This is a genomic window from Halomonas sp. H10-59 (assembly GCF_040070555.1).
GTDB classification, from domain to species: domain Bacteria; phylum Pseudomonadota; class Gammaproteobacteria; order Pseudomonadales; family Halomonadaceae; genus Halomonas; species Halomonas litopenaei.
The window spans coordinates 4,651,436-4,672,928 of sequence record NZ_CP098828.1 but is presented as its reverse complement, the minus strand read 5'-3'; the positions used below and the strand labels follow the sequence as shown (position 1 = coordinate 4,672,928).

Genomic DNA, 21,493 nt, shown 5'->3' with positions numbered 1-21,493 from the left:
TTTTGCGTCGCGCGTGTATGATACCCGACGTTTCGACGTTTGGGTAAATGGCCGGTCGAGAAAAACGTGATAAGGCCAGGCAATTGGACAGGAGGCCTCGTGGCTGACATGGCACCTCAACCGCCAGGCGCGGCGCGCCTTCATCCCTACCAGCGGGAGTTCATCGAGTTCGCCATCGGCGAGGGCGTGCTCAGTTTCGGTGAGTTCACCCTGAAGTCGGGGCGGGTGAGCCCGTACTTCTTCAACGCCGGCCTGTTCAAGACCGGCCGCGCCCTGGCGCGCCTCGGGCGCTTCTACGCCAAGGCCATCGAGCAAAGCGGGATCGGGGCCGACGTGCTGTTCGGTCCGGCCTACAAGGGCATTTCGCTGGCGGCGACCACCGCCGTGGCGCTGGCTGACCATCATGACCGTGATCTGCCCTTTGCGTTCAATCGCAAGGAGGCCAAGGACCACGGCGAAGGCGGCAACATCGTCGGGGCCGCGCTCGACGGTCGTATCATGATCATCGATGACGTGATCACCGCCGGTACGGCGATCCGTGAGGTGATGGGGCTGATCGACGGCGCCGGCGCCCAGGCCGCCGGGGTGGTGGTGGCGCTGGACCGGCAGGAGCGCGCCAGTGACGACACCGACAAGAGCGCCATCCAGCAGGTGCAGGCCGAGTTCGGCATCCCGGTGGTCAGCATCGTTGGCCTCGACCAGGTGCTGGCCTACCTCGAACAGAGCGGGGGCGATACCCTCAAACCCCACGCCGACGCCATCCGCGCCTACCGCGAACGCTACGGCGTCAGCGCCTGAGTCGCTATGGCTTCCTTGCGCCGAGGTCTTCCTCCCTGGAGGGCCTCGGTGATCTCCCTGCCTCACATCGTCCTCCGCCGCGATCCTGGTGATGTCCAATGCTCGACGTGGTGCTCTATCAACCCGAGATTCCGCCGAACACCGGCAATCTGATACGCCTGTGCGCCAATACCGGATTTCGCCTGCACCTTATTGAGCCGTTAGGCTTTACCCTAGACGATAAGCGCCTCAGGCGCGCGGGGCTGGACTACCATGAGTGGGCGCGGGTCCGGGTCCACGCCGACTGGCAGACGTTCCTCGACGAGGTTTCGCCCTCTCGGGTCTTCGCCGTCTCGACCCGTGGGCGGCGTGGTTACCATGAGCCCGACTATCGTTCCGGCGACGCCCTGGTGTTCGGCCCCGAGACCCGTGGCCTGCCCCAGGCGATGCTCGATGCACTGCCGCCGGAGCAGCGCCTGCGGATCCCGATGCTGCCGGACAGCCGCAGCCTGAACCTGTCCAACGCCTGTGCGGTGCTGGTGTTCGAGGCCTGGCGACAACTCGATTTCGACGGCGCGGCGCGACTCGATGTCCAGCCCGGCGCCCAGGACGACGCATGAACGCACCTGTGAAGACGATCCGCGAACGTATCCGCGGCCTCAACCCGCGTCAGCGCGAGGCCGTGCACTTCATCGACGGTCCCTGCCTGGTGCTGGCCGGGGCAGGCTCCGGCAAGACCAGCGTGATCACTACCAAGATCGCCTACCTGATCCAGGAGTGCGGCATGAGCGCCCGGCGCATCGCCGCGGTGACCTTTACCAACAAGGCTGCCCGCGAGATGAAGGAGCGGGTCAGCTCGATGCTGCAGGGGCGTGAAGGCCACGGCCTGACGGTGTCGACCTTCCACACGCTCGGCCTCAACATCATTCGCGGCGAACTCAAGGCACTGGGCTACAAGCCGGGCTTTTCGCTGTTCGACCCGGAAGACGCCAAGGCGCTGCTGCGCGACCTGATGAACAAGGACGCCCAGGTCGACGCCGATCAGATCAATCAGGTCCAGGCGGTGATCTCCAACTGGAAGAACGACCTGATCCTGCCCGGCCAGGCGCTGTCCCACGCCGCCACCGAAGACGAGCAGTACGCCGCCCGGGTCTACGAGGCCTATGTTCGCCACCTCAAGGCCTACAACGCGGTGGACTTTGATGACCTGATTCTGCTGCCGGTGGTGTTGCTGCGCGACGACCCCGAGGCGCTGGCCCGCTGGCGGCGCAAGATCCACTACATGCTGGTGGACGAGTATCAGGACACCAACGTCAGCCAGTACATGCTGGTACGCATGCTGATGGCCGAGCGCCAGACCTTCACCGTGGTCGGCGACGATGACCAGTCGATCTACGCCTGGCGCGGTGCCCGGCCGGAGAACCTGGTGACCCTGGGCGAGGACTTTCCGCGGCTCAAGGTGATCAAGCTGGAGCAGAACTACCGCTCCACCGGCACCATCCTGCGCGCCGCCAACACCCTGATCGCCAACAACCCCCACGTCTACGACAAGACCCTGTGGTCGGACATGGGCCAGGGCGATCCGATCCGGGTGGTGGTCACGCGCCACGAGGAGGCAGAGACCGAGCGGGTCGCCAGCGAGATCCTGACCCGCCGGATCAAGGAGCGCGCCGAATGGCGTGACTTCGCGGTGCTCTACCGTGGCAACTTCCAGGCGCGCCTGCTGGAATTGAAGCTGCAGCACTACCAGATTCCCTACAAGCTGTCCGGCGGCACCTCGTTCTTCTCCCGGGGCGAGATCAAGGACGCCATGGCCTACCTGCGGCTGTTGATCAATCCGGCCGACGACAACGCCTTCCTGCGTATCGTCAACGTGCCGCGTCGCGAGATCGGCCCGACCACCCTGGAGAAGCTCGCCAACTACGCCACCGAGCGCGGCGTATCGTTGTTCGCCGCCTGTCACGAGCTGGGGCTGGCCGAGCAGCTGCCGGCCCGCGCGGTGGAGCGGCTTACGCGGTTCACCCACTTTATCGATGGGGTGCGCCGCCGCATGGACCAGGGCGACGCCATCGCCGCGATCCGCGAGATGATGCGCGAGATGGACTACGAGGCCTGGCTCTACCAGAACGCCAGCGCCCCCACCATCGCCGAGCGGCGCATGGCCAACGTGTGGATCCTGATCGACCAGCTCGAGAAGTCGATGCAGGCCGATCCGGAAGAGAACACCGCCAGCACCGATACCGAAACCGACGACGTGGAATCGGCGATCTCGCGCCTGGTATTGCGCGATATCCTCGAGCAACAGGCGGAAGAAGATGACTCGGATCGTGTGCAATTGCTGACCATGCACGCCTCCAAGGGCCTCGAGTTCCCCCACGTCTACCTGATGGGCCTCGAGGAAGAGCTGTTGCCTCACCGCAACTCCATCGAGGCCGGCACCGTGGAGGAAGAGCGCCGCCTGGCCTACGTTGGTATCACCCGTGCCCGGCGTACCCTGACCATGACGCTGGCGCGCCAGCGCAAGGCCTACGGTGAGCTGATGGACTGCGCCCCCAGTCGCTTCCTCGACGAGTTGCCGCCGGATGATCTGGAGTGGGAAGGACGCGCCGATCGGGAAGACCCCGAGCGCAAGCAGGAGCGGGGCAAGAGCGCCATCGCCGGGCTGCGCTCGCTGCTGGACTGAATCCATCCACAGTCGCTGGATCGCCACAGGCTGTGGATAAGCCCGATGGCATCAAGGCTTGGCACGACCCGAGTGCAGGACCAGGCCTCGCCAGCAGACCAACGCAAACGGGGCGCCCATGGGCGCCCCGCTGCTATATCGCGTGAGTCGATTTACTGGGTCATGTAAATGACGGCCGCCTTGATCTCGTCATCGGACAGACTCGGGTTGCCACCCTTGGGCGGCATCGCGTTGAAGCCGTTGATGGCGTGGTCATAGAGGGTGTCCATGCCCTTGGCCAGGCGCGGTTCCCAGGCGGCGGCGTCACCGCGAACCGGGGCGCCGGCGACGCCGGCTTCATGGCACGCCATGCAGATGCCGCCGTAGACCGCTTCACCATCGATGGCCGCCACCGCCGGGTCGACCTCGGCAGAGCCCGCATCGGCCGCAGCGGCGTCGCCGCCACCTGCTTCGTCGCCAGCCGCATCGGTGGCGGCAGCGCCCTCACCTGCTGCTTCGTCACCGGCAGCGGCGCTGTCGTCCGATGCTGTCTCTTCGGCAGGGGCCGCCTCGCTGGCGCCTGCGTCGCTTGACGGCACTTCCATCACCGGCTCGACCAGGTAGGCCACCGCCGCATGGACTTCTTCATCGGACAGGTTCGGGTTGCCGCCACGGGCCGGCATCGCATTGAAACCGTTAAGAGCGTGATCCAGCAGGGTGTCGAAGCCCTTGGTGGTGCGTTCGGCCCAGGCCGCTTCGTCGCCGCGCTTGGGTGCACCGGCGACGCCGGTATCGTGGCAGGCCATGCAGATGCCGCCGTAGACGGCTTCGCCATCGACGCCACCGCCCGACGCTGCGGCGTCACCGCCGCCTGACGCGGCGGCCATGGCGCTGCCGCATTCCTGGCCTTCGAGGCACACAGAACCTACCGGGGCCAGGCGCTCGGCCATGGCGTCACGCTCGGCATCGTCCTGTGCCATCGCCTGGCCGGAGCCCAGGCCCAGGGTGATCAGACACCCCATGATCAGCTTGCTGGATTTCACTCTCACCACCTCTGTAACGGTCGCTTGATGGAAGTTATTGTTGGTGGCGCCGAGCACGGCCATCGTCCCTATCGCCGGGCGTCACGCTGTGCCGGCAGTATAGCGAGATCGCTCGAGACGGGAAAATGTCGCCCGTCGCCGGGAAGGTGGCGCTGCGGGGCTTGGGCATGGCCTTGGGTGGACACCGGCGGGTGCGCAAGGTAGGATATGGCTCGCCGCGTGACAGGTTCAGGCGGCACCGCGCGCCCTTAGCTCAGCTGGATAGAGCGTTGCCCTCCGGAGGCAAAGGTCAAAGGTTCGAATCCTTTAGGGCGCGCCATAGAATTCAAGGGCTTACGACGCTGTCGTAGGCCCTTTTTCATGTCTGGAGGGTAGGTCGGCAGGGGGGCATCGAGCGCTCGAATCGGGCCATTCACTGCCGTTGAATTTGCCCATTGCTGCACGAGCACATGCTTGAAAGTGCACGGTTTTCTGCCGAAGTTCGCCCTTGAGGCGAAAGCGCCTTTGCTGATCTGGATCAAGTCGGCCTTTGTTGCCAAGCGCCGTTGGCCAGGAGCAAGCGGCAGCTTCGCTCCTGGCGTGAACGTTACGCTTCTCTGGCGTGGACGTTGCTCTTCTCTGGCGTGGACGTTACCGGGCGCTCGCTGGACGCTTACTCGACCGGGCCGCTATCCAGCTCGCTGAACACGACCTGGGCGTAGTCGCCGTGTTGCAGGTCCGTCTCCCACACCCCGGTACCCAGGCAGGCGCCAGATTCCGGCTTGGTGTTGCACTGGTTATAGGAACCCGCCTTGAAGTACATCCAGTCACCGGCGTAGCCGTGCGGATGGTCGGCCTCGTCGACCACGCCGTCGGGACCGACGTTGTCGGCCAGGTTCTGCTCGAAGGTGCGGGTGGGGTGGCCGTCTGACGCGAAGGTCAGGTGCATGACGTCGTCCTTGACCTCGACCCGATAGCGGAAGCTCTCGCCCAGGGCGATGCCCGCCTCGCCCGGATCCTCGCTGCCGCTCCAGTCGTTGCCCCACACCGCGTGGCTGATATCGATGCGCTCGGGGTCATCCTTCTCGAGGTTGCGTTCGTAGTTCCAGAACACCGAGCCGGTCTCGTGGTCGGGAAACTTCTTGTAGTAGATCTTCAGCGGTTCGTTGCCGTGGCCGAAGCCATTGTCCTGGGCCAGCACCGCTTCGTCCTTGCCGGCGTGGATCTGGCCGATGACCACCGAGTAGGCCGCTGCCCGGTCGGGCTTGTCGGTGCGCTCGGCGACGTGATCGACCCGCAGCGTGGCATTGAGGTAGCCGCCGATCTGGGCGTATCGGTCAGCCTCGGGGTGGGAGGCGAGGGCAAAGTTCTGCTCAGGTGCCTTGGGGCCGAAGGCGTCGTCGGCGCCGGCCAGCATCTGGCGCAGTTCCGTGCGCGCATTGCTGGAATTGGGGGTGGTGAAGGCGCTGTTGGGGGTCACGAAGACCAGATGATTGTTGTCGTTCAGATAGTAGTAGTCCGGATGTTGATAGGACTGAAGCTCGCCGACCGATATCTCGTCGACGTCGTCGTCGCCGTCAGCGTCCATGGGCAGGGTCAACTTCCAGGTCGTCAGGTCGAAGACCTGCGCCGGTGGCGTACCCTCGGCGGCGGCCATGGAGGAGACACCGAAGGAGGAGACGGCCAGGGCCGACAGCGCGACGATCAGGGGCTTGCGAAGGGGGTGTCGAAGAGACTGGTAAAGGGGCTGGCAAAGGGAATGGCGGTGGGAGAGAAAACGGCTGAGATGGTCGTGTTCGAGCACGGCGTTGTTCCTTGTTGTGCTGGGGTGGCATCAGCAAGGCTAGAATTGCGTTTCAATATTGTCAAAGATGATTCATTAAAAATAAAACGAGGTTTTGTTTGAATGGGTTCCATGCCTGATAAAAAAAGCCGCCCGGAAGGGCGGCAAGGCGGGGAACCTGTAGGGCCTATGCGTGGCAGTCGACAAGGGTGGCCTGGGGTGAGCCGATAAGCGGCCCGTCTTCCGACGTGGCGTGAAGGGCCGTTGGCACATCGACCTTGAAGCGGCCCACCAGCGAGGCCATGTCGCGAGCCCGCTTGTCGAGGGACTCGCTGGCGGTGGCAACGCGTTCGACCAGGCCGGTGTTGCGCTGGGTGACGTCCTCGAGTTGCGCCAGTGCCTGAGTGATCTGTTCGATACCCAGCGACTGCTCGGTCGCCGCGGTGGAAATCTCCGACACCAGGGTCGCCGTCTGCTGGGCATGCTCGGAGATGGTGACCAGCGCCTCGCTGGTGGAAGCCACCAGTCGCTCCCCCTTGTCGTCCCGCTGCGTACTGGTGGTGATCAACCGGCGGATCAGGGTGGCTTCCTCTGCGCAGCGGCTGGCGAGTTTCTGCACCTCCGAGGCCACCACCGAAAACCCTCGTCCCTGGTCGCCGGCGCGTGCCGCCTCCACCGAAGCGTTCAGGGCCAGAATATTGGTCTGGAAGGCGATGTCGTCGATGGCCTCGACGATCCTGGTGACTTCCTGGTTGGCGTCGCGAATCTGTTCCATGGCCGTGTGGGTCTGGGCGGCGGTCTGGCTCAGGTCGTTGGCGCGGCAGGCGACTTCACGGGTCATTTCCTGCGCCTGGCGAGCGGAGTCCGAGGTCTGCTTCACGGTGGCGGTGATCTGCTCCATGCTGGAAGCGGTCTGGATCAGTGAGGCCGCCTGCTGCTCCGTTCTGCTCGCCAGGTCCTGGTTGCCCCTGGTGATTTCTCCACTGACCGCCTCGGCGGCGCTGGCGCTCTTCTTCAGGTTGACCACCAGGCTGGCAATATTGCTCAGCGAGTCGTTGAAGGCGCGGTAAAGCTGAGACAGCTCGTCCTTGCCAGGGACCGCCAGTCGCTTGGTCAGATCATCCTTCTGCTCGCTGATGTCCATCAGGGCAATCTTTAGAGGACGCACCACGCTGCGGGCGGTGATGATCGAAAAGGCAAGGGTGACGAGCAGGACGGCAAGCATGACCAGGGCGTGCTTGAGCAGGTAGCTGAAGGACGCTTTCTGCAAGTCGTCAATACGTGCCAGGAGGTACTGCTCTGCCGACCGGGAGATCTGCTGAATGCCATCAATATACTCGGTCTGGGCCTCGAACCACTCCTGGTGATCGATACCGAAGCCGCCGCTTGAGGCCTTTTCGAGGACCACGCTGCGCATGGCATTCAAACGCTCGCCAAGTGCGCTGTCGGTCAGCGTCTTGAGCTCCTCCTGAACCCTCGGTGATGAAAGCTCGAAGAAGTTCTTCTTGTGCACATCGGACTTCACGATCAACGAAAGCAGCTTCCTGAACATTACTGGCGATATCGCGTCGGCGCTGAAAGATGCCGCCAGTACCGCCCGTTCTATGCCGGCCAGCTCCTTGATGTTCAAAAGGTCGTAATAGGCCGTCAGCTGACGGGCGACTTCTCCTTGATCGACGCCAAAGGTCAGCTTGGCGACGATATCGATCAGCGCCTCGTTGATGTTGGTATAAGCGTCCGTCGATGCTTCGGCAGAGATGTCGAGACCATCGACCTTACGCCGTAGGTCATCCTTCTCCTCAAGCAGACGCTTTGCCAGATCGACCTGTGCTTCGATTCGAGGGTCGTGGTGGGAAAAATCGATGTCAGCGATGTAGCGGTCAAATGATTCGGCCTGGGTATTGGTCGCCTCACGTTGCACCGGTAGCTCTGTATGATAGTTGCGGCCCTGACTGCTGAGAAAGGCGGCCGTCATCCCCCGTTCGCGCTGAAGTTCGTGCACCAGATTGGCCGAATGACGCCCGAGGATCGCCACCTCTTGAAGATTGTCCATCCGGGTAACGACCGCCTGACGTTCCAGCACCGTGGAGAGCGTCATCCACAGGATGGAAAGCAGCGGCAAGAAAAGCACCAGGAAGAACTTTCTTCCCATGGTCAGGCGATCAAGGAGTGATGTCATTGGCAGCGGGCTCATGCTGGGAGGGGCCAACCGGCAGTCATGGCATGAGCGAAGTCATTTCCTGGCTTGCTCATCGCTCGGACTGCCTCCGATTAGCAGCGATGCCAGGGTTATCGACCCATGAAAGCGTCAAGTTGAGAGGAATATGCTAAAGCGCTTTGCACCAATGATCTGGGTCATGAGAGCAGCGGGTTCTCGGCCCTGATGCTCAGGTTCGACCGCGACTATTCGCTGGATGACGGAGGTTTCACGAGAATGGCCGCCTCGGAAGGCGGCCTGTCTTTTTGCCCAAACCTCAGAACTCTGGTCCTGAGGCGAGTCGGGGGGGGGTCTTCGGTCAAGCAGGGTGGTCAGGGAGGGATGCGTTCGGATGGCGGGCATGGGCGCGATGGCTGCGACCGACGAGGGTCACGCCGATATACAGAGCCGACGACACCACGCAACCGGTCAGCGGACCGATCAACCAGCCCACATCGGCGAACAGCATCATGTAGCCGCTGGTGAAGAAGCCGCCGAGCATGGCCGCCAGCGCCCCCCAGGCCGAGCCCTGCCAGAAGGTCGAGATGAACACCGGTCCGATCAGGCTGGCGAGCAGGGTGCCGGTGCCAAGGATGCCGAGCCAGGACAGCATGAAGGGCGGTGCGTAGAGCATCATCAGCAGCGCCAGCACCCCGAGCACCAGCACCGCGGCCCGGTTCAGGCCCAGGACACGCCGTGCCGAAGGCTGGCGTTCGGCAAAGATCGCCAGGCGCAGGTCATGGGAGACGCTGGAGGCCACGGTGTGCAAAAGGGAGTTGGCGGTGGACTTCATGGCGAAGATGATGAACAAGGTGATGACGCCCTGGATCGCCGGATGCATGAACTGCTCGAGATAGACCGGCATGGCGCTGTCGGGGTCCGCCAGGCCCGGCAGCTTGACCCTGACGTAGAGCCCGACCAGCGGAATCAGACTGAGCAGGCCGCCGAGCACCGCGACGTAGATGCCGACCTTGTGCAGCTTGACCTCGGGCTTGAAGGCCAGGAAGCGGATCGCCATGAACGGCAGCACCGCCGCGAACAGAAAGGCGTAGGGCAGGACCAGGAAGACGTTGCCTCGGGAGGCGCCGTAGTGGGCCCCGTTGGTCGGGTTCAACAGCTCCGGGTCGATGGCGTTCAAGCCGCTTTCCCACTCGTTCAAGTCAATGGTGGTCAGCATCTGGATGACGATGATGACCGCCGCCAGGGCCATGCCCCAGACCATGATGGTGTCGGTCCAGGCCACCGCGGCCAGCCCCCCGAGCATGGTGTAGAGGATGATCACCCCGACCATCAGCATGGCGCTCTGGTCGAGCTCGATGCCCAGCCAGCTGGCACCCAGAAGCCCCACCGCCTTGATCTGACTGGTCAGGAAGACCAGCAGCAGCACCACGGTGATGATCGCCGATACCGCCTGCAGCACTCGCCCCATGGCGCCGCCGCCGTGGGACTGGCCGATGTACTCGGGGATGGTGTTGCTGCCCATCTCGATCGCCTTGCGCTGCATGAAGCGGGCGAAGTAGAGCACCGCGATGACCATCGCCGGTGCAAAGAAGAAGTTGCCCAGCACCTCGATGGCACCAAACTGGTAGGTGACCCCGGGCGAGCCCATGAAGCCCCAGCCGCTGAATCCGGTGGCAACGATGGTACCGGCACCGACGAAGGCCCCCAGCGAGCGCCCGGCGACCAGGAAGCCGGCGGCGTCATCCTTGTGCATGCGCCGCGAGGACAGGTAGCCCAGATAGAGCATCAGGCCGAAGGTCATCAGCAGAAGCGCCCAATTGAACAGGGTAAAGGAGTCCATGTGCGTCACCTCGGTTGGCGGGCCTTGAGTTCTCGACGCAGGTAGGCTGCACCGGTGTGAATCAGCATGTAGAGCGTTAGAATGGCAAAGGTGGTCAATACCCAGGAGTTCATGAGGAAGCCTCTATTGTTTGTTGTTGGACGTCGACAATCGGCAGTCGTCGAGAGGTAGCGTCGATTTCCATCGACAGATTCAAGGTATTTTCTTGCCGCTGATGCGACCAATAAGAACGACAAATCGATGCATGATCTATGCCAATGAGGCCCCAGGTTGAAGACGATACCGAGTGAGTTATTGCGTACCTTCGTGACCATCAATGAGCTGGGAGGCTTTACCGCGGCAGGAGAGCGCCTGGGGCGTTCTCAGCCCGCCATCAGCCTGCAGATGAAGAAGCTCGAGGAGATGCTGGGTACTCGCCTGTTTCTGCGCGGAAGTCAGCTGGAAATGACCCAGGATGGTGACTATCTCTACCAGGAAGCCAGAGCCATGCTGGCGATCAATGACCGGCTGGTGGAGAAGCTTTGCGGAGGGGGCGTCAGTGGCAAGGTAAGGCTAGGTATTCCCAACGATTTCGAGCTGGCATTTGTGCCGCGAGTGCTGAGGAATCTGGCGCGGGTCTACCCCAATATCGAGGTCGAGGTCGACTGTGAGATCAGCAGGGTCATACTCCAGCGTTTTCACAGGCACCACTACGATATCGCCCTGGTGATGGAGCCGGAAAGGGTCGACGATGATCGCGATGCTCGGGATATCCGGGTAGATGACCTGGTCTGGGTGGTCGGCGACACGGCATTGCTCGAGGGTGAAGCGCCGCTGCCTCTGGTTACCTATCCCCTGGGGTGCCTGTACCGCTCGGCGGCGGAAGCGGCGTTGAGGGCCAGGGCGATGCCCTATCGGGTGAACTACGCCAGTACCAGCCTGCTCGGTATCTTCACCGCGGTGGAGGAGGGCCTGGGCGTGACCGCCCTGGCGCGCAGCGTCAGCCCCGACCACTTGCACTGCGTGGATGGGGCGGACCGGCTGCCCGAGCTTGGGCGGGTCACCTTCGGCCTGCACTACCAGACCGGCGAGCTGTCCGTGGCGGCGCACCACGTGCTGGACTACCTCAGGGCCGGGCTCGCCGACATGGGGGGCGAGCGGCCCCCCATGTCACGTCCCGGCCGGTGATCGCCGGATCGGTTCAACCCACGATGTTGTGCGCCGGCCCGTAGGGGAAGCCGGTGATATTGTCGGCGCCGTCTTCCTTGACCACCAGGATGTCGTGCTCGCGGTAGCCACCGGCGCCGGGCTGGCCTTCGGGAATCATCAGCATGGGCTCCATCGACACCACCATGTTGGGCTCCAGTACGGTGTCGATGTCCTCGCGCAGTTCGAGACCCGCCTCGCGGCCATAGTAGTGGCTCAGGGTGCCGAAGGAGTGCCCGTAGCCAAAGGTGCGGTACTTGAGGACGTCGTGTCTGGCGAAGATCTCGTTGAGCTCGTGGGCGATGTCGCTGCAGCGGGCGCCGGGGCGAATCAGCTGCTGTCCGCGCTCGTGGACCTCGCAGTTGATCTCCCACAGCCGCAGATGGGCATCGCTTGCGTGCTCGCAGAACAGGGTGCGCTCCAGCGCCGTGTAGTAGCCCGAGATCATCGGGAAGGTGTTCAGGCTCAGGATGTCGCCGGGACGCACGCGACGGCTGGTGACCGGATTGTGGGCGCCGTCGGTGTTGATGCCGGACTGGAACCACACCCAGGTATCCATCAGCTCGCTCTGCGGGTAGGTCTTGGCGATCTCGCGCACCATGGCGCTCTGGCCGGCCAGCGCCACTTCGTACTCGGGCACCCCGGCGGCGATGGCGTCGCGTACCGCGACACCGCCCACGTCGGCGATACGCGCCCCCTGACGGATCAGCGCGATCTCTTCGGCGGACTTGATCATGCGCATCTGCATGGTGGGTACGCCGATGTCGACCAGCTCCACCTCGCCAAGGGCGCTTTCCAGCTTGTCGCGGTTGGCCAGGGTCAGATGGTCGAACTCCACCCCGATGCGTCGTTTGCCTTCGCATAGCCGCATGGTGGCCTTGAAGAAGTTGTCCTTCTGCCAGTCGGTGTAGACGATGTTGTCGCCCAGACGGTTGCGCCGATACGGTTGGCCGCCGTCGATGTTGGCGCTGACGGTAGTAAAGCCTTCCTGGGTCACCACCAATCCGTAGTCGCGGCCGAAGCGACAATAGACGAAGTCACTGAAGTAATTGATGTTGTGGTAGGAGGTCAGGACCACGGCATCGACCTGCTGCTCGGCCATGTGCTGGCGCAGACGGGCCAGGCGGCCCTGCATCTCGGCGTCGCTGAAGGTGGGGGTGACCTTTTCACCGTTGGGGATCTCGATCAGAGAGGGCAGTTGCATAGGGGCTCCTTGTAATTCTTGGCCGACAGGGCGGTGGTTCTCATCCTGCGCTGGCGCCAGCCTCGACGCTGACCACCACGCTGGATCGACTATCGCCGTGGAGCCGTCAACGGCGCCAATCACAACCGCAAATGCCCCCATTTGCGCCAGAAAAATATCGCTTGAACAGTGCGTTAAAGGAGTGTCTGGAAGCGCTTGTGGTTGCTGCCCCAGGCCTGTCGAAGGGCCACCCTGACTTCTTTCCAACGGCCTTGCATAAATCAGACTTATGCAAAGCATAAAATCTTGAAAATTGTCTAATACGCCTACCTGGCCGAGTCTCAAGTGACGCCTGTCTTGCCGTTAACAAAGCGGTGGCGGGCCCAGATCACAATCACAACGACTCAACGGGTACCCCCATGACCTCCAGGATGCTCCCCCTGCTGGCGCTTGGCGCCTTCGCCGGTCTTTCCACCTCGGCCCAGGCCCTCGACATCAAGCTCGGCCACGTGCTGGCCCCGACCCATAGCTGGCATATCGCCGCCGAAGGCTTCGCCGACGAGGTGCGCGAGGCCACCGAGGGTCGCGTCAACTTCCAGGTCTTCCCCAGCGGCCAGCTCGGCAACGAAAAGACCATGGTCGAAGGCATGCAGATCGGCAGCGTGCCCGCCGGGGTGATCGGCTGCGGCTCCTTCCAACCGCTGGACGCCCGCTTCGGCATCGTCGAGCTGCCCTACTCCTGGGCGGACCGCCAGGACGCCTACGCCGCCTACGACGGCGAGCTGGGCGAGGCGCTGGAAGCCATCGCTTCCGACTACAACATGAAGATCCTGTCCTGGTGGGAGAACGGCTTCCGCCACGTCACCAACAACCAGGGCCCGGTCGAGACCCCCGAGGACCTGGCCGGCCTAAAGATCCGGGTAACCCCGGACAAGATGCGCCTGGATACCTTCACCGCGCTTGGCGCGAGTCCGGCTCCGCTGTCCTTCGGCGAGCTCTACTCGGCGCTGCAGCAGGGGGTGTTCGACGCCCAGGAAAACCCGCTGTCGATCATCCACTCCTCGTCCTTCTTCGAGGTCCAGGACTACGTCTCGCTGACTGGACACGTATGGGCACCGGCCTGCCTGACCGTCGCCAACAACGTCTGGCAGCGCCTGTCCGAGGACGACCAGGCGGTAGTCCAGCAGTTGGCCGACAACTGGCGTGACGAACAGCGCCGCATGACCCAGGAGGACGACTCGCGTCTGGTGGCCGAGCTCGAGGCCGAAGGCATGAGCGTCAATGAGGTCGATACCGCGCCGTTCAATGCCGCCGTCCAGGGCGTCTGGGCCGACTACGAAGACGTCTTTGGCAGCGACCTGATGGCGCTGGTGAAGCGCTATCGCGAAGGGCAGTGAGCGCGATGACCGTGCACCGCCTGCTGCATCCCGTGGCGCGCCTCGTCTCGCGCCTGTGCCTGGCGCTGGCCGGCATCGGCGCCGCCCTGCTGGCGGCGCTGGTGGCCTACTCGGTGTTCATGCGCTGGGTGGTGGGGGCACCGCCCCACTGGGCCGAAGAGCTGCCCCAGCTGGTGCTGGTGTGGACCGCGCTGCTGGCCGGCGTGGCCTGCACCTACAAGCGCAGCCACCTGAGCGCCGGACTGATGCCGCTGCTGGTGAGTTCCCCCGCCGTTCGCAGAGGGATCACCCGGGCCACCGACCTGCTGCTGCTGGTGATGCTGCTGTTGCTGGCCAAGGCCGGCTGGGACCTGGCCTGGCTGACCATGAGCCAGACCACCACGGCGCTGCAGCTACCTGCGGGGCTGGTGTATCTGTCGGTGCCGGTGTGCTGCGCCGGCATGGCGCTGGCGCAGTGTGACCATCTGCTGGCGCGCCAGCCGCTGCCACAGGAGGGCGACGCATGACCCTTGGTGCCTTGACCCTGGTGGGCGTCTTCGCCCTGGCGATCCTGATCGACATTCCCATCGCCTTCGGCCTGATCCTGGCGGTGCTGTCCTATCTGCTGATGTTCGGCGCGGCGCCGATGATGGTCTCTGCCCAGCAGTTCGTGGCGGGCATGGAGAGCTTCACCCTGCTGGCCATTCCGCTGTTCGTGATGGCCGCCCAGTTGATGAATCACGCCGGACTGACCCAGCGTCTGGTGCGTCTGTGCATGGCGCTGGTGGGCGACATCCGCGGCGGCCTGGCGGTGGTCGCGGTGCTGGCCTGCATGATGTTCGGGGCGCTGTCAGGCTCTGGCGTTGCCGACGTCATTGCCATCGGCAGCATGCTGCTGCCGGCGATGCAGCGCAGCGGCTATCACCGCGGCTTCAGCAGCGCCCTGGTGGGCACCGCCAGCTCCATCGGCACAGTGATCCCGCCGAGCATCGTGATGATCGTCTACGGCACCACCTCCAACACCTCGGTGGGCAAGCTATTCATGGGCGGCGTGATCCCCGGCCTGCTTTTGACCCTGGCGCTGGTGGGGGTGGCCATCTATGTGTCACGCCGCAACGGCTGGTCCGGTGGTACCCGGCCCGAGCCCGGCGAGCGCAAGCGTGCCTTTATCGCCGCCCTGCCGGCGCTGCTGGTGCCGGTGCTGATCATCGGTGGCATCCGCTTCGGCGTCTTCACCCCCACCGAAGCCGCCGCCTCGGCCATCGTCTATGCGCTGATCGTCGGCACCCTGGTCTATCGCAGCCTGAGCCTTCGGGACATCGTCGACAGCGTCATCGCCACCGCGGAGACCTCCGGCGCCATCCTGGTCATCATCGGTGCCGCCGGCATGTTCGCCTGGGGTCTGACCTACGAACAGGTGCCCCAGGCCATCGCCACACTGATCGGCGAGATCACCGACAGCCGCTACGGCGTACTGTTGCTGCTGACCGTGGTGTTGCTGGTGCTCGGCTCCTTCATGGAAAGCATCGCCATCATCATCATCATCACCCCCATCGTCATGCCGCTGCTGGTGCCGTACGGCATCGACCCGGTGCACTTCGGGGTGCTGCTGACGGTGAACCTGGCGATCGGCGCCAACACCCCGCCGCTGGGGGTCGACCTGATGGCCGCCTGCCGCATCGCCGGAATCAGCGTGATGGAGTCGTTGCGCTACCTGGGGCTGATGCTCGGGGCGATGGTCGCGGTACTGCTGCTGATCACCTTTGTGCCCGACATCGTGCTGTTCCTGCCGAACCTGATGGAGTGACCCATGGCGTCCTTGATTCCGACTCCTTCGTCCCCGGCCCTGGCCGAGTGTCGCAGCTGGCTGTTCGTGCCGGGGCATGACCCGGCACGCCTGGACCAGGTGCTGGACAGCGGCGCCGAGGCCATCATCGTCGACCTGGAGGAGTTCACCCCGGCCGCCGATCGCCGCCAGGCCTGCGACGACTTTGTCGCCTTCGCCGAGCGCTGCCGGCAGCGCCAGCGGCTTCCCATGGCGCGCATCAACCCGCTGACCCAGGGCGGCAAGGGCGAGCTGGCGGCGCTGATGCGGGCACGACCGGCGGCCATCTTCCTGCCCCAGGTCGAGTCCTCCATGGACATCGTGCTGCTGGCCCTGGCGCTGGCCCGCGAAGAGCGTCGCGTCGGCCTCGAACAGGGCTGTACCGCGCTGATACCGACGCTGGAGAGCGCCGCCGGTGTGGGCGCCGCAGCGGAGATCCTCAAGGCCAGCCCAAGGGTAAGCGCGGCGCTTCTCGGCAGTGGCGATCTGTCGCGTGACCTGGGCATCGCCGCCGACGCCGAGCCAGGCGAGCGGGCCAGCGTCCTGGCGCCCTGGCGCCAGCGCTTCGTCGACGCCTGCGCCAAGGCCGAGTGTCTGGCCATCGACGGCCCCTGGCCTTATCGAGAGGGCTTCGAGCAAGACCTAAAGTGGGCCATGGCGCAGGGCTTTCGTGCCCGCTGCGTGGTGCTGCCCGAACAGATCGCCCCGCTGCACCGCGCCCTGACAGACGCCTGAACCGCCTTTACCACCAACAACGATATCGAGAACCCTGACATGAGCCTGCCAGCCTCCACGCTTTCGCCAACCACGTCCCTTGCGCGCCGTAATGGCGGCCAGATCCTGATGGACCAGCTGCGCGCCCACGGCGCCCGCCGGGTCTTCCTGGTGCCGGGGGAAAGCTACCTGCCCTGCATCGACGCCCTCAACGAGCATCGGGGCGCCATCGAGCCCATCGTCTGCCGTCAGGAAAGCGGCGCCGCCTACATGGCCGAGGCCTACGGCAAGCTGACCAACGAGCCGGGCATCTGCTTCGTGACCCGTGGACCGGGGGCGACCAACGCCTCCATCGGGGTGCATACCGCCTTTCAGGACTCGACCCCGATGATCCTGTTCATCGGCCAGGTAGGGAACGACTTCGTCGAGCGCGAGGCCTTTCAGGAGATCGACTACCGCCGCATGTTCGGCCCCATGGCCAAGTGGGTCGCCCAGATCGACGCCACCGATCGTATCCCCGAGTACATCGCCCGGGCCTATCGCGTCGCCACCAGCGGGCGTCCCGGTCCGGTGGTGCTGGCGTTGCCTGAAGACACCCTGTGGGGCGAGGCCGAGGTGGCCGACGCCCAGCCCATGGCCAAGCTGCATTCCCACCCCGGCGCGGCTCAGATCGAGGCGCTCAAGGCGCGTCTGGCCGAGGCCGAGCGCCCCTTCCTGCTGATCGGTGGCAGCGGCTGGACGGCACAGGCTCAGGCCCAGATGGCGGCCTTCGCCGAGCGTTTCGAGCTGCCGGTGGGGGTGGCCTGGCGCCGGCTCGAGTGCTTCGACCAGCGCGATCCGCGCTTTGTCGGCCACGTCGGCTTCGCCATGGACGACGCCCTGCGCGGGCGGCTTGAGCATAGCGATCTGCTGATCGCCGTCGGCACCCGCATGGGCGAGGCCACCAGTGAAGGCTACTCGTGGATCCAGTCGCCGACCCCGCGCCAGGCGCTGGTGCACGTCTACCCCGATCCCGAAGAGCTGGGCCGGGTCTATCATGCCGAGCTTGCCATCAACGCCGACGTGGTGGGCTTCGCCGCCGCGCTGGACGGACTGGCGCCGGACACCTCACCGCGCTGGGCCGACCAGACCCGCGCCGCGCGCGCCGACTACCTGGCGACGCTTGAGCCCCAGCCGGCCCCGGGGCCGCTGAGTCTCGACAAGGTCGCCGCCAGCGTCGATCGTCGCCTGGATGGCCAGGGCTGCATCAGCGTGGGGGCCGGCAACTATGCGCTGTACGCCCACCGTTACGTGCGCTTTGCTGGGCTCGGCAGCTCGCTGGCGCCGACGGTGGGCTCCATGGGCTACGGCCTGCCGGCGGCGATCTCGTTCAAGCTCGAGCACCCCGACCGCCCGGCGGTGTGCTTCGCCGGTGATGGCTGCTTCCAGATGAACCTGCAGGAGCTGGGCGTGGCGCTGCAGTACGACGTCGGCCTGGTGATCCTTCTGTTCAACAACGGCATGTGGGGCACCATCCGCGCCCACCAGGAAAACGACTTCCCCGGCCGCGAGATCGCCCTGACCTTCACCAACCCGGCCTTCACCACCCTGGTCGAGTCCTACGGTGGCCTGGGCGAGATCGTCGAGCGTGACGAGGACTTCGACGCCGCCTTCGAGCGCGCCCTGGCCTTCGCCGAGCGCGAACGCCGTCCGGCGCTGATCGAACTGCGCTACGAGGCCGACGGCATCGCCCCGGGCAAGCGCCTGAGCGCCATCCGCGAGGCTGCCCTGGCGCGTTGAACAGGCTGCCCTATGGCGTATCGTCAAAAGCGAGGGGTGCCTGGGCGGCGTCGGCCACGTCGATACCGGTGGTCAGGCGGTGCTCCATGGGCACCTTGGCCATGCTGGTGAGGAAGAACTCGATAAAGGTTGTCTCCGCCACGCTGGCGCGGCCTTCGTGGTGCCACATCAGGTGCAGGTCGATATCGGCCACGCCGTCGTAGGGCGGCAGCGGCCACAGCTCGCCGTCCGCCACCTGCCGGGCTACCAGGTGCTCCGGCAGGCAGCCGATACCCCAGCCGGCCATGACCATGCGCTGGATCTCCTGCAGACGACTGGACTGCCCCACCACCGGGCCCTTGAGGCCGTGCTGGGCGCGGAACACCGCCAGCGGCGACAGCACCCCGTCGAGCTGCTCGCTGCCGAAGGACACGTAGGCCTCCTGCTTGAGTTCTTCCATGGGCAGACTGTCGCGGCCGAACAGGCGGTGGCTGCGCCCGCAGTACAGCCGATAGCGCTGGCGCGCCAGCACCTGGCTGTCGAGGTTGTCCGGGCAGCTCTGTGCCAGGCAGATACCCAGCGCGCTCTGGCGCTGTGACAGGGCGTGCTGCACCTCCTGGCTCGACATGTCCTCGATTTCGAAGGTGATCTGCGGATAGCGACGATGGAAGGCCGCCAGCACGCTGTCGAGAAAGCGACACTGGATACCGGTGATAAAGGCCAGCGAGACGTGGCCGGCCACCTCCGGGTCCGACTCCCCCACCGAGGCCGCCAGGCGTGCCACATTGGCGTAGATATCCACCGCCTCGCGGTACACCAGCTGACCCGCCTGGGTCACCCGAAAGCGATGGCTGTCGCGCTCGATCAGCTTCTGGCCAAGCCGTTCTTCCAGCCGTTTCAGCGACAGGCTCACCGCCGGCTGAGACAGGTACAGGCGCACCGCCGCCTTGCTCACGCTCTCTTCCTGCACGATGACGATAAAGGTCCGCAGCAGGTTCCAGTCCAGGGTGTCGTGAATCGGCCGCATCACCGGCTCCTTTCATTTCTGTCAGCAAGAGGCGCTCGTGGGGACAATCTGTCCTCGCCGTGGGCGCCTGGTGTTGGCCTGTGTATGGTTGGCCAAGCTGTTGTCAGAGAATACACCGTCGGCCGTTGCCGGGCATGGGTTACCTCCTGCCAGCTTCGGCCTGGTCGAGGGTAACCGGCCAGGCGAGTCGATCCCTTCTTGCTGGAAAGAGCTGTTCTTCTGCTGAAAGGTGGCCGATAGGGTGTCGAAATTGTCGCCTGTGGCAATAACGACGATGGAGCTTGGCGGGCGTCTATACGAAAGAGGGTGTTTTATATAGGTCGTTGTATTATATGGTTTATCAGGCGTTATTGGGGTTTTGTCTCATCATGTTTGGCGTAAAATACTTCGAGGTAATAGCCCTTTAATACGAGGTTTTTCACAAGATAGTGCTCTTTATTTTTCTGGTTTTTATATTTTCATTTTGTTGTATAAATTCTGTAAATTCTACATATTAAAAATCGAAAAACTCGATCGGTGCCTTTCCATTGACCCCGGTGTGTCGGCCTGACTAGATTGAAGTGGTATCGAAGATCCTTCTGCCGGACGCATCCCGCCTCGGCCACGGATGATAACAACCATAAACGCGAGGAAGACCATGAATCGCTCCCTGTCCCGACTCTCCCGCTCCATCCTGACCGTGTCCGCGCTGTCGCTGTCTGCCCTGTCACTGTCGGCGCTGTCACCCGATGCCCAGGCCACCGATCTGCGCATGCTGTCGAGCTACGACCTGACCTCGGCCTACACCCGCGAAGTCGCCCAGCGCTATATCGACAAGGTCCAGGGCGCCAGCGACGGCGAGGTCTCCATCAGCCTCAATGGCCCCGACGTGGTGCCGCCGTTCGAACAGCTGCAGCCGGTCTCGGTAGGGGTGTTCGATCTGCTCTACACCCACGGCGCCTACCACACCAACACCACCGGAGTCGGTGCGGCCATGGACGGTGTCTTCGTCGATCCCGCCAAGACCCGTGAGTCCGGCCTGTGGGACTTCATCGACAGCCACTACAACGAGCTCGGCCTGAAGCTGCTGGCGATTCCGCCGCTCGGCTCCAGCGGTTTCCAGTACGTGCTCAAGGAGCCCATCGAAGGCTCGCCGGGCCTCGAGGGACGTCGTCTGCGCGGCAGCCCCACCTACACCAACGTGACCCAGGGCCTGGGTGGCACGCCGGTGCTGATGTCCAGCGGCGACGTCTACTCCTCGTTGGATCGTAACGTCATCGACGGCGCCGCCTGGGGCCTCAACGGCGTCGAGGATCTTGGCTGGCACGAGGTGGCGGGCTACTTCTCCAAGCCCACCTTCGGCCAGACCTACACCTACCTGCTGATGAACCTCGACACCTTCAATGGCCTCGACCAGCAGGAGCAGTCGGTGCTGCTGGCCCAGGGCGAGGCGCTGGAAAGCGAGATCGCCGGGGTGCTCGACGAACTGGCGGTCGAGGAATGGGCGCGCCTGCGGGAGCTCGGCATGCACGAAACCGAGTTCGCCCCGGAAGACGCCGAGCGTCTCGACGAGCTGGTGACCGAAGGCATCTGGCAGCTCGGCCTCGACAAGTCGCCGGAGGCGGTTGCCAAGATGCGCGAGATCGCCGAAAGCAACGACATGACCCCCTGATCGGATCGCTACCATGCTGGCTACCCTTGCCCGTTGGCACGATGGCCTCACGCGATTCGGCTTCTACCTCGGCGGTGCCACCCTGTGTGGCATCGTCGTGTGTTTCTGGATCGAAGTGGTGGCCCGCTACTTCTTCAACGCCCCGACCCTGTGGTCGAGCTCCATCGTCGCCTACTGTCTGTGCCTGTCGGCCAGCCTGGCCATGCCGGAGCTCGCCCGTACCCGTGGGCACATCGCCATCAGCGTGCTGCAGGACAGCCTGCCCGCCGCCCGGCGGCAGGGCTTCGAGCGCTTTACCTCGCTGCTGACCGCGGCGGTGTGTGCACTGGCGGCCTGGATGCTGATCAGCGAGAGCCTTCGCCAGTTGGCCAGCGGCACCACCACCGCCATGGGGCTCGATATCCCCAAGGTGTGGGTGTCGAGCTTTATCGGCTACGGCTTTTCCAATACCGCGCTGCACTTTCTGCGGCGCGCGCTGCTGCCCGCCACCGTCGAGTGGCCCAGCGACAGTCCACGGCAGGAGGCGTAGACG

Annotated in this window: 17 protein-coding genes and 1 tRNA gene; 12 read left to right on the top strand and 6 right to left on the bottom strand. The window is 64.4% G+C overall.

Annotated elements, in window-relative coordinates; translation table 11 throughout:
• Positions 1-108: 108 nt before the first annotated feature.
• The 3 genes from pyrE (at position 109) to rep (ending at position 3,460) form a co-directional block, all read left to right on the top strand.
• Positions 109-798: an orotate phosphoribosyltransferase gene (pyrE, locus tag NFG57_RS20340; protein ID WP_222568763.1), complete on the top strand. Its 690-nt coding sequence runs from the start codon at positions 109-111 to the stop codon at positions 796-798.
• Positions 799-896: 98 nt separating this feature from the next.
• On the top strand, positions 897-1,397 hold the full coding sequence (trmL, locus tag NFG57_RS20335) for a tRNA (uridine(34)/cytosine(34)/5-carboxymethylaminomethyluridine(34)-2'-O)-methyltransferase TrmL (protein ID WP_253554681.1): 501 nt from the start codon (positions 897-899) through the stop codon (positions 1,395-1,397).
• Positions 1,394-3,460 (top strand): DNA helicase Rep, encoded by a 2,067-nt coding sequence (gene rep, locus NFG57_RS20330; protein ID WP_108450089.1) that lies wholly within the window; start codon positions 1,394-1,396, stop codon positions 3,458-3,460. Before trmL ends, rep begins: the two co-directional genes overlap by 4 nt.
• 152 nt (positions 3,461-3,612) lie before the next feature.
• Here the strand turns inward: rep and NFG57_RS20325 are convergent, their stop codons facing one another.
• On the bottom strand, positions 3,613-4,482 hold the full coding sequence (locus tag NFG57_RS20325) for a c-type cytochrome (protein WP_348815076.1): 870 nt from the start codon (positions 4,480-4,482) through the stop codon (positions 3,613-3,615).
• A 242-nt stretch (positions 4,483-4,724) separates the two neighbouring features.
• Between NFG57_RS20325 and NFG57_RS20320 the strand changes: the two genes are divergently transcribed.
• A tRNA-Arg gene (locus tag NFG57_RS20320) sits at positions 4,725-4,801 on the top strand.
• A gap of 333 nt (positions 4,802-5,134) precedes the next feature.
• Here the strand turns inward: NFG57_RS20320 and NFG57_RS20315 are convergent.
• The 3 genes from NFG57_RS20315 to NFG57_RS20305 form a co-directional block, all read right to left on the bottom strand.
• A complete protein-coding gene (locus NFG57_RS20315) occupies positions 5,135-6,265 on the bottom strand; it encodes a polysaccharide lyase family 7 protein (RefSeq protein WP_348815075.1) in 1,131 nt (376 codons plus the stop codon).
• Between the two features lie 166 nt (positions 6,266-6,431).
• A complete protein-coding gene (locus tag NFG57_RS20310) occupies positions 6,432-8,423 on the bottom strand; it encodes a nitrate- and nitrite sensing domain-containing protein (RefSeq protein WP_348815074.1) in 1,992 nt (663 codons plus the stop codon).
• 337 nt (positions 8,424-8,760) lie between these two features.
• Positions 8,761-10,242, bottom strand: a complete 1,482-nt coding sequence (locus tag NFG57_RS20305) for a sodium:solute symporter family protein (RefSeq protein ID WP_348815073.1) — start codon at positions 10,240-10,242, stop codon at positions 8,761-8,763.
• Between the two features lie 270 nt (positions 10,243-10,512).
• On the opposite strand from NFG57_RS20305, the gene NFG57_RS20300 reads away from it, so the two are divergent.
• Positions 10,513-11,409, top strand: a complete 897-nt coding sequence (locus NFG57_RS20300) for a LysR family transcriptional regulator (RefSeq protein ID WP_348815072.1) — start codon at positions 10,513-10,515, stop codon at positions 11,407-11,409.
• Positions 11,410-11,422: 13 nt separating this feature from the next.
• Here the strand turns inward: NFG57_RS20300 and NFG57_RS20295 are convergent, their stop codons facing one another.
• Entirely contained in the window at positions 11,423-12,631 is a 1,209-nt protein-coding gene (locus tag NFG57_RS20295; protein WP_348815071.1) for a M24 family metallopeptidase, read from the bottom strand.
• Positions 12,632-13,029: 398 nt separating this feature from the next.
• Between NFG57_RS20295 and NFG57_RS20290 the strand changes: the two genes are divergently transcribed.
• From NFG57_RS20290 to NFG57_RS20270, 5 genes are read left to right on the top strand one after another with little or no spacing between them, the layout of a single operon-like run.
• Entirely contained in the window at positions 13,030-14,007 is a 978-nt protein-coding gene (locus NFG57_RS20290; RefSeq protein WP_124804577.1) for a DctP family TRAP transporter solute-binding subunit, read from the top strand.
• Positions 14,008-14,012: 5 nt separating this feature from the next.
• The gene (locus NFG57_RS20285; RefSeq protein WP_348816208.1) at positions 14,013-14,513 is read left to right on the top strand and encodes a TRAP transporter small permease subunit; all 501 of its coding nucleotides are present in this window, start codon (positions 14,013-14,015) and stop codon (positions 14,511-14,513) included.
• Positions 14,510-15,793, top strand: coding sequence for a TRAP transporter large permease (locus NFG57_RS20280; RefSeq protein WP_348815070.1), 1,284 nt, complete (start codon positions 14,510-14,512; stop codon positions 15,791-15,793). The genes NFG57_RS20285 and NFG57_RS20280 overlap by 4 nt, the downstream gene beginning before the upstream one ends.
• Before the next feature lie 3 nt (positions 15,794-15,796).
• Positions 15,797-16,546, top strand: coding sequence for an aldolase/citrate lyase family protein (locus tag NFG57_RS20275; protein WP_348815069.1), 750 nt, complete (start codon positions 15,797-15,799; stop codon positions 16,544-16,546).
• A 39-nt stretch (positions 16,547-16,585) separates the two neighbouring features.
• Entirely contained in the window at positions 16,586-18,304 is a 1,719-nt protein-coding gene (locus NFG57_RS20270; protein WP_348815068.1) for a thiamine pyrophosphate-binding protein, read from the top strand.
• A gap of 10 nt (positions 18,305-18,314) precedes the next feature.
• Here NFG57_RS20270 and NFG57_RS20265 read toward each other — a convergent pair whose 3' ends face one another.
• Positions 18,315-19,310, bottom strand: coding sequence for a LysR family transcriptional regulator (locus tag NFG57_RS20265; protein WP_348815067.1), 996 nt, complete (start codon positions 19,308-19,310; stop codon positions 18,315-18,317).
• A 637-nt stretch (positions 19,311-19,947) separates the two neighbouring features.
• Here NFG57_RS20265 and dctP point away from each other — a divergent pair.
• Together dctP and NFG57_RS20255 are read left to right on the top strand one after the other, a co-directional pair.
• Positions 19,948-20,961, top strand: coding sequence for a TRAP transporter substrate-binding protein DctP (gene dctP / locus NFG57_RS20260; protein ID WP_348815066.1), 1,014 nt, complete (start codon positions 19,948-19,950; stop codon positions 20,959-20,961).
• A 13-nt stretch (positions 20,962-20,974) separates the two neighbouring features.
• A complete protein-coding gene (locus NFG57_RS20255; protein ID WP_045992344.1) occupies positions 20,975-21,490 on the top strand; it encodes a TRAP transporter small permease in 516 nt (171 codons plus the stop codon).
• Positions 21,491-21,493: the final 3 nt, after the last annotated feature.